Origin of the sequence: Chryseobacterium taiwanense, assembly GCF_000813825.1 — a bacterium.
Taxonomy (GTDB): domain Bacteria; phylum Bacteroidota; class Bacteroidia; order Flavobacteriales; family Weeksellaceae; genus Chryseobacterium; species Chryseobacterium taiwanense.
Genome location: NZ_JWTA01000006.1, coordinates 24,440 through 38,379, shown reverse-complemented (window position 1 = coordinate 38,379; position 13,940 = coordinate 24,440). Strand labels below are relative to the sequence as shown.

Annotated in this window: 10 protein-coding genes; 3 read left to right on the top strand and 7 right to left on the bottom strand. The window is 33.9% G+C overall.

Going from position 1 to position 13,940, the window contains the following annotated elements:
- Positions 1 to 126 precede the first annotated feature (126 nt).
- Positions 127 to 3,342, top strand: coding sequence for a hypothetical protein (locus tag RM51_RS09070; RefSeq protein WP_039367958.1), 3,216 nt, complete (start codon positions 127 to 129; stop codon positions 3,340 to 3,342).
- 127 nt (positions 3,343 to 3,469) lie between these two features.
- Here the strand turns inward: RM51_RS09070 and RM51_RS09065 are convergent, their stop codons facing one another.
- On the bottom strand, positions 3,470 to 5,440 hold the full coding sequence (locus RM51_RS09065; RefSeq protein WP_084111039.1) for a beta strand repeat-containing protein: 1,971 nt from the start codon (positions 5,438 to 5,440) through the stop codon (positions 3,470 to 3,472).
- Between the two features lie 197 nt (positions 5,441 to 5,637).
- On the opposite strand from RM51_RS09065, the gene dusB reads away from it, so the two are divergent.
- Positions 5,638 to 6,636, top strand: a complete 999-nt coding sequence (gene dusB, locus RM51_RS09060; RefSeq protein ID WP_039367954.1) for a tRNA dihydrouridine synthase DusB — start codon at positions 5,638 to 5,640, stop codon at positions 6,634 to 6,636.
- Positions 6,637 to 6,698: 62 nt separating this feature from the next.
- On the opposite strand, the gene deoC is transcribed toward dusB, so the two are convergent.
- The 5 genes from deoC to RM51_RS09035 all read right to left on the bottom strand — a co-directional run bounded on the left by deoC (position 6,699) and on the right by RM51_RS09035 (position 11,234).
- A complete protein-coding gene (gene deoC, locus RM51_RS09055) occupies positions 6,699 to 7,445 on the bottom strand; it encodes a deoxyribose-phosphate aldolase (RefSeq protein WP_039367951.1) in 747 nt (248 codons plus the stop codon).
- Positions 7,446 to 7,448: 3 nt separating this feature from the next.
- Positions 7,449 to 7,919, bottom strand: coding sequence for an Lrp/AsnC ligand binding domain-containing protein (locus RM51_RS09050; protein WP_039367949.1), 471 nt, complete (start codon positions 7,917 to 7,919; stop codon positions 7,449 to 7,451).
- Positions 7,920 to 7,952: 33 nt separating this feature from the next.
- Positions 7,953 to 8,891, bottom strand: coding sequence for an endonuclease/exonuclease/phosphatase family protein (locus tag RM51_RS09045; RefSeq protein ID WP_084111036.1), 939 nt, complete (start codon positions 8,889 to 8,891; stop codon positions 7,953 to 7,955).
- Between the two features lie 412 nt (positions 8,892 to 9,303).
- Positions 9,304 to 9,975 (bottom strand): tRNA (guanosine(37)-N1)-methyltransferase TrmD, encoded by a 672-nt coding sequence (gene trmD / locus RM51_RS09040; protein WP_039367943.1) that lies wholly within the window; start codon positions 9,973 to 9,975, stop codon positions 9,304 to 9,306.
- On the bottom strand, positions 9,972 to 11,234 hold the full coding sequence (locus RM51_RS09035; protein ID WP_039367940.1) for an NAD(P)/FAD-dependent oxidoreductase: 1,263 nt from the start codon (positions 11,232 to 11,234) through the stop codon (positions 9,972 to 9,974). The genes trmD and RM51_RS09035 overlap by 4 nt, the downstream gene beginning before the upstream one ends.
- A gap of 65 nt (positions 11,235 to 11,299) precedes the next feature.
- Between RM51_RS09035 and RM51_RS09030 the strand changes: the two genes are divergently transcribed.
- Positions 11,300 to 12,163 carry a glycoside hydrolase family 25 protein gene (locus RM51_RS09030; protein WP_039367937.1) on the top strand — a complete coding sequence of 288 codons (864 nt, stop codon included), beginning with the start codon at positions 11,300 to 11,302 and terminating at the stop codon, positions 12,161 to 12,163.
- On the opposite strand, the gene RM51_RS19285 is transcribed toward RM51_RS09030, so the two are convergent.
- Positions 12,160 to 13,806, bottom strand: coding sequence for an alpha/beta fold hydrolase (locus RM51_RS19285; protein WP_084111033.1), 1,647 nt, complete (start codon positions 13,804 to 13,806; stop codon positions 12,160 to 12,162). The two genes, RM51_RS09030 and RM51_RS19285, sit on opposite strands and share 4 nt — an antisense overlap.
- Positions 13,807 to 13,940 lie beyond the last annotated feature (134 nt).

Below are 13,940 nucleotides of genomic sequence, written 5' to 3'. Positions count from 1 at the left end.
AATAATAATTGGATTAATTTTCCGTTAACAATACTAAAACCCCGACTATAAGTATTTTTTTAGCTATTTTTACCAATTATTTTTAAGGAATTGCGGAATTATCTTTTAATATTCGTATTGTTTTTTATGGGCTTATTTTTAGGTAATGCACAGGTTTTCTCATGGAAAAATCCCAACCTACCGAAAGACACCTTAAAGAGAGATGGTATTCTTTCTGCGAAAAAAGACAGTATCATTGCTGCAAAGCTTGAACAAGACATTTTTGCAAAAGACACCTTAGATTTCGTAAAGACCAGCAACAGAATTATTGTAGACGAAGCCGTCTTAGCTAAAAACGATAAAAAAAGATTTTTAGGAGAATTAAACTCTAAAGGTTCTATTATTCGTGGGATTACTTTTGGTAACAATCAAGGGCAGTCTGTACAAAGCTCTATGGATCTTCAGATTTCCGGAAGACTTTCAAAAGATGTAACGATTTTAGCCAGTATTTCCGATCATAACTTACCGATTCAAGCTGATGGATATACACAAACATTGGAAGAGTTTGATAAGATCTACATGCAGCTTAATATAAAGGATAAGTCTATCCTTAGAGCCGGACATTTAGATTTAGCCGAAACAAAAAATTATTTTGCCAAATACCAGAGAAGAAGTATGGGACTTCAGTTCCAGACGGAAATGGGAAAAGAAAACAAAACTTTTCTGGATGTCTCAATGGGAGTTGCACGAAGTGAATTTCACAGAGTCCGTTTTCAGGGGGTAGAAGGAAATCAGGGACCTTATCGATTGACTGGTAAAAACGGAGAACAGTTTATCACTCTTATTTCCGGTTCGGAACAGGTATTCATTGATGGGATTTTAATGAAAAGAGGTGAAAACCAGGATTACATCATCAATTATAATACAGGAGAGGTTACCTTTACCAGTTTCCGTCCAATTTTCCAACAAAACTTCATTACCATTTCTTATAACTATACCAATAGAAATTATTCAAGGTATTTGTTTACAGGGAAAATAGAACATGCAAGGGAGAAACTTAAACTAGGCCTTAACTGGTTTATGGAAAATGATAACAAAAACGCTCCTCTTGCGCTTAACTTATCTAAAGAAGATGAGCAAATTTTAGCCGATGCCGGCAATAATCCTAATTTAATGTACGCTCCATCGGGAGTTGTTACCGAATATGACGTCAATAAAATATTGTATCGACTGAATCCTACCGGAAATTATTATGAATTTTCAACCGATCCCAACGAAACTCTTTATCAGGTTTCCTTTACTTATTTTGGTGCCAATTTGGGAGATTATAAATTAACGCAGACAACAAATAACGGACGTGTTTTTGAATACGTAGGAACCAATTTAGGAGATTACAAAGCCGTTAGAAAATTACCTTCGCCAGAAAAATCTCAGGTTTACTCCGTAAATTCTGAATATTTGCTTAAAGATGGTAAAATAGGAGCGGATTTCTCTTTAAGTAATTATGATATCAACTTATTTTCTTCAAAAGATTCAAGTCAGAATACAGGATATGCCTGGAGAGTATTCGGAAATAAAATTTTCAAGAGAAACAACTGGAGTGGTACTCCAACTTTTGAATATCAATATATTGATAAGCAATTCCACATTTTAGATCGTATTAACGATGTAGAATTCTCCAGAGACTTTAACTTGGCTCAGGAATTCAGTGGAAAAACTCAAAACAGATTTATTTTCAGCTTTCTGAATAAATGGAATAACAAATCGACTTTAAATTACCGCATCAATTACCTTGATGAGCAGGATTCTTATAAAGGAATTAAAAATGATTTAGATTTCGGATGGACAAAAGGTAAATTTTTAACAAAAGGAAATCTATCTTATCTGGATACCAAAGCAACTCTTCAAAATACTAAATTTATAAGAGGAGGTGTTTCCACAGAGTTTACAGGGCAAAAAGGAAGTTGGGCTGTAGGTGGAAGTATGGAACATAATGAGAAGAAATACAACGAAACTCAACTGATGGATGTCACCAGTTTTAGTTGGAAAGAAATATTTGTTCAAAAGAAAATCGGAGACAGCACCAGAACTAAATTACTGGCAAAAGTTTACATGAGAGATAACGACTCTGTACGTGATAATCGCCTTCAAAGCATGAATAATATTTTAGGATTCATGGCCGAAAGTCAGATCATTAAAACAGAGAAAACAACTCTGAACGCTCTACTACACTATAGAAAGTTTTTCTATCAAAATCAGGATGCAGACATGACTCAAAATAATGATTTTGTTGTTGGGAATATTCTGTACAATCAGCAACTTTTCAGAAATGGAATGCGTTTGCAGGCATTTTATGAATTAGGAAACGGACAGGAAGCTCAAAGAGAATTCCAATATCTAAAGGTAACCGACGGACAAGGTATTTATAAATGGACAGATTACAACGGTGATGGTGTTCAACAGCTTGATGAATTTGAAATTGCCGAATATTCAGATTTGGCACAGTACATCAGAGTATATACCAATTCGGTACGCTATCTCCCATCCAATAAGAATAAGCTTCAGTTGGCATTATTTGTCAACCCTTCGATTATTTTTAACTCAGAAAATAAGTTTTTAAAACGCTGGAATTTTAATATTTCCATGAATTCTCAAAATTCATTCTATAAAAAAGATAAAGTTCTGGTACTAAATCCTTTTGAGAAAAGCGACAATCAGATCCTTAAAAATCAAAATATACTAACTTCCGTACAGTTCAATCCTACCGAAAAATCAGGCTGGAATGGTAACTATCGTTTTATATCGAACGACAACCTCATCAATGCCAATTTCAGCAATGAAGAAAGAGAGCAAACCTCTCATTTCTTGAATGTCGGGTATTGGTTTAATAAAGAATTCAGGGTAGACTGGGAAAATTCCGTTCATGATATTAAAAACTCGTCTCAGTTGTTTGCAACAAGAGATTATCGTTTAAACAATTTTGAAACAAAGCCTAAAGCTACTTACAAATTTACAGATGCTATACAAGCAGAGCTTTCTTCCGCTTACAGAGAAAAACAAAGAGTGGATGGAGAAGAATTATTAAAAGCGTTCGACATTACCGGAACCATACAGTGGGAACGCAAAAAAACGTCTATAAGAGGTAATTTCTCGTTCATTAATAATGATTTTACAGGGAACAATTTCAGTATAGTAGGAAATCAAATGCTTGACGGACTTAAACCTGGTAAAAACCAAGTCTGGAGTGTCTTTATTCAACAAGCCATCAATTCATTCCTTCAATTAAACTTGAACTACGAAGGAAGAAACTCAGGAGATAGAACAATTCATATTGGTAGTATGCAGGTGAAGGCTAGTTTCTAAATTTCTGATAATTTATTTTTCTACAGATTCCATTAATTTACTCAGAGATCTACACAATTCAATGATTAAAAAAAATCCCTGATTCATAAAGAATCAGGGATCAATATTTTAATTTAAATATTAAAAATTATCTTTTAAGAATCTTAAGTGACTCAGATGATTTCTCTGAATTTACTTTTAAAATATACATTCCCGGAGAAAGTTTTCTTACATCTACAGAACCTTTTTCTGCATTTATCGCTTCACTCATTAGTCTTTGTCCTCCTGCATTATAGATTTCTATATTTGTAATTTTGCTGTCGTTTGTGATATTTAAGTAATCAACAACTGGATTTGGATAATAACTGATTTTGTTGCCTTTGCCACCAACATCTTGAGTCGCCAAAACAATATTTGTAAATTCATATCCACCTAAATCTGGTGTTGTTGCACTTCTCGGATTATTATCTGCATCTACACTAACATCCGCCACCACTGTCCCTTTATTATCAAGCGCTGCATTTCCTGATGTTGCCAAATGAAAATCTGTTGCAGAAACAAATACCGGTAAAACATTAATTGAATTCACATTTCCTCCAAAACCAGTCTGAATATCAGTCATGGTAGCTAATGCAGAACCGATATATCCTAGATTTGATCCTGAAGAATAATAATTATTATAATTAATATTAGAAAAAACAGTATTTGCTGCACCGGAATAAATTGCATATTTATCTCCAGTCTGTGTCTGAGTATTTACAAAAATATTATTTCTCAAATCGATAGCACCTGCTGCTGTAATTGTAGACAATACATTCAATGCAGAAGGTCTTCCTGCAACAGTCTGGTTTGCATTCATTACAACTGTATTATAATAAATTTTGTAACCAGCACCTGTTCCAACTACAATTCCATTTCCATTATCATTTACCCCACCTGTTGTAGCATATCCATATCCTGCTACTCCACTTACAATATTATTTGCAATTAATGTATTAGCAGCAGTGCTCGTTGATGCTAAGTAAATTCCTTGTGCACCATAGCCGCTTGTATTGGTATTTTTAATGGATGTAACTTTATTTCTGTCAACAATAACACCATTAGTCAAAGTTCCTGCAACATAAATTCCACTAAACAAAGTTCCTGTTCCGCTAGAAGTAAAATTATTGATATTGTTACCTCTTATAATAACTCCTGCAACTGGTGCTGCACCTGTATTACCAGATGTTACAGATATCCCTGTTGCACCACCTGCACCTGTTCCGGTATACCCAATATTTGTAATTGTGTTAGATGAAATTGTAGTATTTACCGTTCCTGTGGCTAACCAGATTCCTCTTTTGATTTCAGCATTCGTAGTTTCAAAATTCCCAATAGTATTATTACTTACTGTTGCCCCATCTAAACCTTGCAAATAAATCCCGACAAGTCTGTTGGCATCAGTTCCTGAAGCACTGAAGTCATTACCCGTAACTAAGGTATTTGCTCCATTCCCCAGTGCGATTGCCGTAAATAAATACAAGGCAATGTAAGATTTTTTAATAGAGTTATTTTGAATAGTAACATTATTAAAATATCCTCCCGTAGGTGTCGTATTTCCATCATACATAATGAATGCAGATGATGTATTGATACCATTTACGATATTAAGATTTTTAACAACAATATTTGTATTGGCAGTGGCTGCACTGGTTGCTATAAAAGTAATTACCTGCGGACCAGTGGTCGCCGTATTCGTAAATGTAAGATCTCTCGTTGTGCCGGAAGCAGTATTACTTCCGTCTAGTGTAACGTTACTTCCGAGAATTCTCACCAATGCTGCACTCGCAATACTTCCTGAAACCGTAGGCGTTGTAGCCGCTGCCGGTTTTACAACTATAGATGTATAGCTTGTAGTTCCTCCAGTGGCATTTAAAACTGCTGTTGCTGTTTCTGTTGTATTTGCTGTTATGCTTATATTGATCGCTCCCTGATGTGTCCCGGCATTAATGGCGTCGAAAGCCCCTTTTAATGTCGTATAAGTCCCTGTTGTTGTTCCACCTGTAGCGGAAACATTCACCTGTGCGTGAATACTAACGACGGTAAGCCCCGTCATTAAGCAAAATAGAAGTTTTCTCATAGGTATTATTTTTCTATCTTAAATATATACAAAATATTTAATAAATATTTGATTAAAATAAAAATAAAACACTAAAATATCAACAAAACAACAAAAACATCAGCAAAATAGAGCTTTTATAAAAAATAAATAAATTCATATATGATCTACTTATAAACTCTATCAAGACATAAAATAGAATTTTGTAAATTTGCGCCATGATAAAAATAGGCAACATAGAACTGCCGGAATTTCCGCTTTTGCTGGCTCCGATGGAAGATGTAAGTGATCCTCCGTTCAGAAGGTTATGCAAAATGCACGGTGCTGATTTAATGTATTCAGAATTTATCTCTTCCGAAGGGTTGATTCGTGATGCAATCAAGAGTAGAAAGAAGTTGGATATTTTCGATTATGAAAGACCTGTCGGAATTCAGATTTTTGGTGGCGACGAAGAAGCGATGGCAATGTCTGCAAGAATTGTGGAAACAGTAAATCCTGATTTGGTTGATATCAACTTTGGATGCCCTGTAAAAAAAGTCGTTTGTAAAGGAGCGGGAGCAGGAGTTTTGAAGGACATTGATCTTATGGTTCGTTTGACAAAAGCGGTAGTAAGCTCTACTCATCTTCCTGTAACTGTAAAAACCCGTTTAGGTTGGGACAGTACTTCTATTAATATTGATGAAGTTGCAGAACGTCTTCAGGATACTGGAATTAAAGCATTAACAATTCACGCTAGAACGCGTGCTCAAATGTATAAAGGAGAAGCTGACTGGGAGCATATTTCAAGAATTAAACAAAATCCAAATATTGAAATTCCAATTTTTGGAAACGGTGATATTGATTCTCCAGAAAAAGCGTTGGAATATAAACAGAAATACGCTTGCGACGGAATCATGATTGGTCGTGCAGCAATTGGTTATCCATGGATTTTTAACGAAATCAAACATTTCTTTAACACCGGAGAACACTTACCTGCTCCAACCATTGAAGACAGATTATTAGCTGTTCGTCAACACGCAGAATGGAGTGCAGAATGGAAAGGAGAAAGATTAGGATTGGTTGAAATGAGACAACACTACAGCAATTATTTCCGTGGTGTTCCGCATTTCAAAGATTTCAGAAAAAAATTCCTGGAAGTATTTACTTTAGAAGAAATGGATGCTTTGATTAAAGAAACCCAAGCATTCTATACAGAATATTTAGCTCAACAGGCATAAAATAAAAGTCCATCACAAATTGATGGACTTTTATTTTTGTATTATTTAAAAATATTTTTTTACTAATACCCTTCCGAAGCAGGCTGATTTTTAATTAAAGCCAACGCCGAAGAAGTTCCTATTCTCTTTACCCCAAGATTAATCATTTTTTCGGCATCTTCAGGAGTCCTTACTCCACCGGCTGCTTTTACAGGAAGTTTTCCTGCGTTATCCAGCATGATTTTTATTCCTTCAAATGTGGCCCCATTAGGTTTTCCATTCTCAGTTTCAAAAAAACCGGTTGAAGATTTTACGAAAATTTTTGATAAGTCGTTCTCAGAGAAATTCTCTTCTGCCCAATTGGAAATATTTTTAGTAAGATCTGCAATTTGTACATCAGTTAAAGCTGCAATTTCAATAATCCATTTTGCAATTTTATGATGTTGCAGACACAAGTCTGTACATTTTACAAATTCGTCTTTTACTATATGTAAATCTCCTTTCAGATAGGCATTATAATTAATAACAAAATCTAATTCATCAGCTCCGTCAGCAATTGCTTTTGTAGCTTCTGCAAGTTTTTCATCAATAGAATACGTTCCTTCATGAAAACCAATCACAGTTCCTACCACAACATTTGAATTCTTTTCCTGAATATACTTTTTGATTTCAGATACATAATCCGGGCGAATCATCACGGCAAAAATTCCATTTTCAATAGCCTCCTGAGTAAGTTCTATATCTTTCTGTAAAGTTTCTTCATTTGAAAGCCCTGACTGAGCCGGAGTTTTCAAATATGTTGAATCCAAATATTGAGCAATATTCATAATCTGTTATACTTTCAATTGTCTGTAAATACCTTGTTCCAAAGATATGAAAGTTTCTGTTCTCGTTACTCCTTTTAACTTTTGAATTTTGCTAAGAATCTGCATCAAATGATCATTGTCTTTACACAACACTTTTAGGAAGATCGTATAATTCCCCGTTGTATAATGTGCTTCTACCACTTCATTAATATCTTTCAAGGCTTTCACCATATCCGGATAATGACTTGGCTGATCTAAGAAAACACCAATATATGAAATCACCTTATACCCGATCTTTTTAGGATTCAAAAAAGAAATTGAATTTTCAATTACTTCAGCCTGCTCCAATTTTTTTATCCTTTGATGCACTGCTGTTGTTGAGATCCCTACATTTTTTGAGATATGCGCTAAAGAAGTTTTAGCATTATCCATCAGCATATGGATAATCTGCTTATCTATTGAGTCTAAATGGTACGTTGTGTTTTCCGCGTCTTTCATTTTCGTTTAACTTTTTACTTTTTACTTTATATTTTACTTATTATGTTTTCTTAATTCTACTATCACAGGAAAATGGTCACTATAACCACCCAAATAACGGGTTCCTGCATAGGTTCTAAAAGGTCTCCCACTAAACATTTTATCGCGGCTGCTGATTTCTTCCGCGTTAAAAACAGAGGCCTCTTCAAAACAAAATCCTATACTTTTATTAAAAAAAGATATAGATAATATAATCTGATCAAATAAAAGACCAGATTTGTAATGGTAAGTGGAGTACTTTTTTTCAGTAAATAATTGCCGAAAAGGATTTTCTAAGATTTTACCGTGGGGGGCAGATAACATCTCAACTAAATTTTCTTCATCAGGATTCTCATTAAAATCACCAAACAAAATCACAGATTCATTACTATTGCCAATAATCTCTGCAATCTTACTTTTAATCTCTTTGAGAATAAAATCCCTTTTGGGCTTATTGACGTCTTTCTCTCTTTTAGAGGGTAAATGAGCTACAAAGACGTTGATAATTTCATCATTACATTTTATTTTGGAAAAAAGAACATCTCTGGTCGTATCATAATCGTCCTTGATGTGGTTTCCTCTTTCAAAAAAAAAAGTAATGGCTTCGGAATCTAAAATTTCCACTTTTGATTTGTCATACAATAACGCGACATCTACTTTCCTTTCATCCATAGAATTGTAATGTACAATTCCGTAGTTTGAATTAAAAGGCTGCATCTGCACAAGTTCTTCTAAAACTTTTCTTCCTGAAATCTCAGACAAACCAATGAGGAATGGCAAAGTACCTTTCTTATCTTCTATAAGTTGAAAAACATGAGAAATTTTATGAAGCTTGTTTTTATATTTCCGGTCATCCCAGTTTCTCAATCCTGAATTGGTAGGATCAAGTTTGTGTGTGGGCTTCGGATCAGGTAAAAATAAATTTTCTACATTATAAAAAGCTAATAATTCCATCAACATTTGTTTTCAAAGCGCGGTTTCTCGACCTTAAATTCCGAATGTAAATTTATTACTTTTTTACAAATATTATTACCTATTTCACAATTATTTTACTGAAAACCAAAAAACTAAATCTACATAATATGAAAATTAACAATTCAATCACCGATATAGATTTAAATTTTACCGTAAAATATTTAAATTTTAAATTAATTTTTATTTACAAGAATAGATACTTTCCTCTATTTTGGCTATATATAAATCAAATGAAAAACCACAAATTATACCTAATAATCACGTATTTTGTGGTTTTTTAATCTAAATTCCATTTTCAAAATGGTATTATTCTATATTTTTTTTGATCCGATTAAAATTTATTCTCTTTTTATTGAAATTTTCCAGAATTTGTTCAAATAAAAAACCGGAATTATAATAAATCCGGTCGTTTTTCTTTCGTTATTCTTACTGCTTCATCATGTCTCCATTCTTCAATTTTACCAAAATTACCACTTAGCAGCACTTTTGGAACTTCCAGCCCTTTATAGACTTCAGGTCTTGTATAAATGGGTGGTGAAAGGAGATCATCCTGAAAACTATCCGTCAAAGCACTTTGTTCATCATTCAATACTCCCGGCAAAAGACGAATTACAGAATCTGCAAGTACACATGCGGCAAGCTCTCCTCCTGTCAAAACATAATCTCCTATTGAGATTTCTTTTGTAATATGCAGATCTCGTACTCTTTGGTCAATTCCTTTATAATGTCCGCAAAGGAAAATCAGATTGTTTTTTATCGATAACGTATTGGCAATTTTCTGATTCAGAGTAACTCCATCCGGTGTTAAATAAATTACCTCATCGTACTGTCTTTGTGATTTTAGTTCAGAAATACATTTATCCAATGGCTCTACCATCATTACCATTCCTGCTCCTCCTCCATAAGGCTCATCATCAATCTGTCGGTGTTTATTGATTGCCCAATCTCTAAGATGATGAAAATGCACTTCTGCCAATCTTTTATCCATCGCTCTTTTCAATATAGAAGTTTGAAATGGACTTTCCATCAATTCAGGAAGTACGCTTATGATATCAATTCTCATTGTAATGTTCCGTTTTTCTTATTAGGTAAAATAATTAATCTTAATGCTGAATCTTTGTTGAAATAACTCCACATCCAATTAAAAAACACAGCGAGTTTATTTCGAACGCTCAAAATTAACATTAAGTGAAGGAACATCCAAAAATACCAAGCCAAGAATCCTTGAAATTTTATAAATGGCAGATCAACAACAGCTCTATGCTTCCCTATTGTTGCTAATGAGCCTTTGTCATCATATTCATACTCATTCCATTCGCTATTATTTTTCTTCAGAAAGTTTTTGCCTAGATTTTTTGCCTGATTAATGGCTACATTGGCAACCTGCGGATGACCTTGTGGATATTTTGGAGTTTCCATATAAGAAATATCTCCTACCGCATAGATATTGTCATATCCTTTTATCTTGTTGTATCGATCGACAATGTATCGGTTTCTCATAAGATTTTCAGCAGGGAAACCATCAATCACATTTCCTGTAACTCCTGCTGCCCAAATTACATTATTCGACGAAATTTCTTTTCCGCTTTTCATGTACACTTTATCACCATCATAATCCGTCACATATTCCTCACTAATGAAAGTTACTCCTAAATCTTTCAAATATTTTTCAGATTTATCCTGAGACTCATCACTCATCACAGCAAGAGGTTTTTCAGTGGAGCTTACCAATATAATTTTAAGATTGTCAAAATTCATATAAGGATAATCTCTCGGAAGAATCTCTTTTTTCATTTCAGCAAAAGCCCCTGCAAGTTCCACTCCTGTTGGTCCGCTTCCTACAATTACGATATTCCAGTTTCCATCATCGCTCCTGCTTTTTTCTAAAATCAGCTTTTCAAAAGTCATTAAAACATGATTCCTTATACTTATTGCTTCCTGAGTATTTTTCATCCCGAAAGCTTTTGATTCTAAATCTTTATTTCCAAAAAAGTTGGTTTTACAACCTGTTGCAATGACCAATTTATCATAAGTAAATTCGGCTTCATCCGTAATTACTTTATTATGTACCGGATCGATCTCTTTAACCTCGGTCAAACGAAACTGAGTATTTCTGGATTGCTGAAAGATTTTTCTGAACGGAAAAGAAATATTGGAAGGTTCTATTCTCCCACACGCCACCTGATAGAAAAGCGGTTGAAACATATGATGATTTACCCTGTCCAGAACAATAACTTTTTTATTCTTATTGTTCAAAGTCTTTGCCAGTTGTAATCCCGCAAAGCCGCCTCCTATTATGATGATCTTTTCGCGTGTTTCCATATTACACAAATTTACTTATTTATTTTAGTATTTTTTCGCTTAAAAAGTTAGTTTTGCAAAACTCTATGAGCCCTAAAAAGTACACCAAAAAGACTGCCAAAAAGATTCATAAAAGCCGACGAAAGAGCTATTTTTTCCGCCGTAAGATTGTATTGGCTTTGCTTTTTATTGCGCTTATCGGAACCGGATTGTATTTAAAACATTCTATAAGCTATTACTACGCTTTATATTTTAATAAATTTAAGCATAAAAAACTTCATAACTCTGAAACAGAAGCTTTAAGAATTCAGAAAATTCTTTCGGATAATCTCGATAAAACGTATGGTTTTGATGTCTCTCATTATCAAAACAAAGAAGACATCAGTTGGGACAGCTTAAGTATTGGTAATAAAACAATTCCTTTAGAATTTGTAGTAATGCGTGCAACCATGGGAAATCGTAATGCGGATAAGCATTTCGAGGAATTCTGGCAACAGGCTAAAAAACATGAATTAATACGGGGAGCTTATCATTTTTACAGAGCTGATGAAGATCCTATCATTCAGGCCAACAATTTTTTAGCTAATGTACACTTAGAAGATGGTGATCTCCCTCCTATTTTAGATATTGAAAAAATCCCCAGACGAAAAACCAACAAAAGATTGGTTGAAGATCTAAAAGTATGGTGTAAAATTGTGGAGGAAAGATATGGGGAAAAACCTATTATCTATACCTATTATCATTATTATAATGACTTTCTGAAAGGTGAATTTGATGATTACCCCCTCTGGCTTGCCAATTATAACGACGTTCCCAGTCCGTCTCCAAATGGCCATTGGGATTTCTGGCAATTTACAGAAAACGGAATCGTACACGGCATCAATACCAAAGTGGACCTTGACATCTACAATGGAAGTCTTTGGTCTTTAAAAGGACTAACCTTAGATTAGTTTTTCAGAAAATCAACAACGTCTTTGTTTAGATCTTCTGCAATTTCAAAAGGAAGATAATGGGTTGCTTTCGGATAAATTTTAAGCTTTGCATTTGGGATTTCTTTCGATATCATTTCCGTATGCTCTTTTTTAATGACATCATTTTCTCCGGCTAGAATCAATGTCGGATTCTGAATTTGATGTAAAGATTTTTTACTGATATTGGGTTCCTTCAGCATCAAACTCAACAATCTTTTTTCAGTTTCATTTTCCGGTTGATTGGCAAATTGCATCATCTGAACTTTACTTTTAAACTCTTTTAGCAAATCATCGTCTACTCCTTCCGGAAATGTATTGGCTCCAATAATAATTAATTTATTAAGGTTTTGAGGATATTTTAAGGCAAATTCAAGTCCGGTATTTCCTCCATCACTCCATCCTAAAATATTAGCCTTTGGGATATTTAAATGATCCATTAGCTTTTTCAGATCATCTGCAAAAATTTTGTAGTTCAAATCTCCTTTTGTAAGGTCTTTACTTTTTCCCTGAGCTCTTGTATCGATCGCAATTACTTTAAATTTTTTCGAAAGTTCAGGAATCTGCTTGTAAAACTCTTTAATACTTCCCCCATTTCCATGAAGCAAGACAAGCGGTTCACCTTCACCATAGACTTCATAATACAATTCCGCATCATTTAATTTAAAAGAATTTCCGACAGCCTCATTTTTACCATAAACAGAGTTTTCGGATTCTATATTATACTGACTAAGATCCGGAGCTAACATGGAAACTTTATCACTGTTATCTCTTACCTCGTCTTTGATATTTTTACCATTTTTATCCACTTTTACATCAATATTAATTGCAGGTGCCGCAATGCTCATTTTTTTCCAGTCCCCATAAAATTCCCTGATATATCCTGTTCTGAACAGCGCCGCACTAATCGTAATTCTCCCCTGAAATCTTTTCAAAAACTGTATCCCCACGAAAAACTTCCCCTGAACCCAGATATTCCGATCGTTGACATCCAACGTAAAGGTACCATCTTTTATCATCTCTTTCGTCAGTTCAACCGTAATCTCTTCATCTAAAATATTCTTATCCGGAAACCCATTTTTCTCAGAATAAATACTGTAACGCATAACAACAGGCTGATCTGAAGTATAGCTCGAAATATTCAGATTGATATTTTTAATTTTTGATTTCTTACTCGTATTAAATTCTAGAGCAGTCTCTCCCAAAAAATTCTCATTTTTAAAATCCGGGTTTACAGCGTACATAACACTCTTTGTTTTAGTATTTACACCCCAATTTTTATCCACCAATTTTTTAGGTTTAATCTTTACCTCATCAATATTTTTCACCTTTTCTTTCAGGAATATTTTTTGACCGTCTAAATTCTTAAAATTCTGAACAGACTGTGAATATTTTTTATATCCCGGAACTTCAATCAAAACAGACTTTGCTGCATTTATATTGGAAAGGTCAATAGAAAAATACCCTTTATCATCAGAAATCACTCCGCTTTTTTCTTTTTCAATCCCCACTTTTACATAAGGAATCGGTTTGTTTTCATCTTTGGAAAATACCGTTGCTGAAATAATCTGTGCATTGAAAGAAGCAGCAATAAATGAAAGAGATAAAATACGAAGTTTTTTCATGGTAAAAATTTGAAGCAAAAATCCTCATTTATTCCTTTAAAAGGTCATAATAGCTTATTAAATTTGATTCTTGCTTTGTTAAAATTAATTTAAAATATCACTATAATGTGAGATTAAGTATTAAAATCATTTAA

What these genes read in the sequence shown, in the direction of transcription:
- RM51_RS09070 (WP_039367958.1), top strand. Translation starts at nt 127, where the DNA reads ATGGGCTTATTTTTAGGTAATGCACAGGTTTTCTCATGGAAAAATCCC.
- RM51_RS09065 (WP_084111039.1), bottom strand. Translation starts at nt 5,440, where the DNA reads ATGAGAAAACTTCTATTTTGCTTAATGACGGGGCTTACCGTCGTTAGT.
- dusB (WP_039367954.1), top strand. Translation starts at nt 5,638, where the DNA reads ATGATAAAAATAGGCAACATAGAACTGCCGGAATTTCCGCTTTTGCTG.
- RM51_RS09050 (WP_039367949.1), bottom strand. Translation starts at nt 7,919, where the DNA reads ATGAAAGACGCGGAAAACACAACGTACCATTTAGACTCAATAGATAAG.
- RM51_RS09045 (WP_084111036.1), bottom strand. Translation starts at nt 8,891, where the DNA reads ATGGAATTATTAGCTTTTTATAATGTAGAAAATTTATTTTTACCTGAT.
- trmD (WP_039367943.1), bottom strand. Translation starts at nt 9,975, where the DNA reads ATGAGAATTGATATCATAAGCGTACTTCCTGAATTGATGGAAAGTCCA.
- RM51_RS09035 (WP_039367940.1), bottom strand. Translation starts at nt 11,234, where the DNA reads ATGGAAACACGCGAAAAGATCATCATAATAGGAGGCGGCTTTGCGGGA.
- RM51_RS09030 (WP_039367937.1), top strand. Translation starts at nt 11,300, where the DNA reads ATGAGCCCTAAAAAGTACACCAAAAAGACTGCCAAAAAGATTCATAAA.
- RM51_RS19285 (WP_084111033.1), bottom strand. Translation starts at nt 13,806, where the DNA reads ATGAAAAAACTTCGTATTTTATCTCTTTCATTTATTGCTGCTTCTTTC.